General features: G+C 67.2%; 3 protein-coding genes. All 3 read right to left on the minus strand.

The window, feature by feature from the left end; translation table 11 throughout:
• A partial coding sequence (locus tag RMO89_RS09755) for an isocitrate/isopropylmalate family dehydrogenase (protein WP_310532811.1) occupies positions 1-345 on the minus strand: 345 nt, incomplete at its 3' end.
• Entirely contained in the window at positions 342-995 is a 654-nt protein-coding gene (gene recO, locus RMO89_RS09760) for a DNA repair protein RecO (protein WP_310532812.1), read from the minus strand. The genes RMO89_RS09755 and recO, both read right to left, overlap by 4 nt.
• 36 nt (positions 996-1,031) lie before the next feature.
• A partial coding sequence (locus tag RMO89_RS09765) for a catalase-related domain-containing protein (RefSeq protein ID WP_310532813.1) occupies positions 1,032-1,915 on the minus strand: 884 nt, incomplete at its 5' end.

Below are 1,915 nucleotides of genomic sequence, written 5' to 3' on the forward strand. Positions count from 1 at the left end.
CAGCGCCGAGGCGTCTTCCATCCCCGCGAACATCTTCGCGGGGCGCAAATTGGCGAACAGGCCGAGTTCGCCGCGCAAGCCGAGGATTGCCTGTTCGGGCCGCAACCGGCGCTCCAGCGCGTCGCACGAAGGATCGCCGACCGCGCCGAACAGGATTGCATCGGCGGACTTCGCGCCCTCCAGCGTCTCGGGCGGGAGCGGGTGACCGTGGCGCTTGTAAGCCACCCCGCCGACGTCGGCCTCGATCAGCACCAGCCCCGGCAGCGCCAGCGCATCGAGCACGCGCAGCGCCTCGGCGGTCACCTCGGGTCCGATCCCGTCGCCGGGCATTACCGCAATTCTCACTCGGGCCCCGCAATCCGTTTCAGCCGCTCGACCAGAATCGAACGGGCCGCCATAACATCGCCCCCCCGCCCCGCAAGCCCCAGCCCTCTTGAAGGGCCATTCTGAAACAACCGGGTTTCGAGCAGTTCGCCCAGCCGCGCCAGCCGATCGAAGATCGCGCCCCATTCGTCACCCGGATCGCCGCCCCCGCCCGCCAGCACCCGACTGCCATAGCCGAGCTCGCGCAGCAGCAGCGCCTCATAGGCGACCAGTGCCCGGCTCCACCCGCGCGCCGATGGCGCGTGGCAGATCGCATCGAGCAATCCGCCGAGCGCCTGGTACAACGGCGGATAGGGATGGCCCTCGGGCAGCGCGGTCGCGGTCAGCGCACAAGCCCAGGCGATGGCCGCGCTGGCAAGCGGCTCGCCCAGCCACGGTCCACGGCTTTCGACCAGTTCGACTTTGGCGAACGGCAACTGGCTAGAGGAACGCGCCGAAATCTCCGCATCGAGCAGGTTGCCGGGTATCAGCACCGGTCGCAGCCGCCGCCCCCGCGCACCCGCGCAATAAGCAGCGAACAGCCCATGCTCGGCGGTCAGAATCCGGATTACGGCAGCGGTCTCGCCATGCGCGCGTGAAGCGCAAAGAATAGCGGGGGCGCGCAGATGCATCGCCCCCGCCCATAGACCTGCCCGCGCGTCAATGCATCAGGCGAGCATACGCACTTTAGGCTCGCGATCCCAATGCCGCGCCGGGGCGATGGCGGCGAACTCGGCCAAGCCGACCACGCCTTCGTCCTTCACCACGCCTGCCTTGTCGAGCAGCGGCTGAACCGCTTTATCGCAGCCGATTGTCTTGCAGTGCGCGAAGGCATCCATGAACCACTGCACGGCAGCCCCTTCGCTCAGCAACTTTTCGACCGCTGCGGGCGCGAGCACCGCGGCAACCGCGTCGAACAGCACCGATGGCGAACCGGCAAGCTGGCCGTGTGCCTTCAACTCGCCGCCGCCCGCGAGCGCGAGCGCACCGACCTTTGGCGCAACCAGGAACATCGTTCCCCCGGCACCCTCGATCTCCTTGCCCAGCTTCGCCAAGGCGGCTTTGTCCGATCCTTCATCGAACAGCACGCCGACCTTGCGGCCCTTCATCGGCGGCTGGCCCTGCTTGACGATCGACAGCTTGTCCGACGGATCGAGATCGAGCGTCGGTGCAGCGGCCGGTGCAGCTTTGGGCAACGGCATCGCCAAGCCATCGGCCACCCGCTGCGCCAGGCTTTCATCGACAGTGCGCAGTTGTGACAGCATCCGCAGCCGGACGTGCTCGAGTTCAACCTTGGACAATTCGAACACGAACGCCGACGCCATATGCGCCTGCTCGATCTTGGTCTGCGACGCGTACATCATCCGCGCCTGGCTGAAGTGATCGGCAAAGCTTTCCGGCCTGATCCGCAGCTTCTGCGACGCATCGTTGTCCTCGCCGGTTCCGCGAAAGCTGGTGAAACCGGTTTCGGAGCATTCGCGCGGGCCGGGATCCTCGCCCGCCTGATCGAGGCTGTTGGGCTCGTAGTTCGCCCGCCCCTTGGGGATCATCG

It is taken from the genome of Novosphingobium sp. (genome assembly GCF_031424035.1).
Lineage (GTDB): Bacteria > Pseudomonadota > Alphaproteobacteria > Sphingomonadales > Sphingomonadaceae > Novosphingobium.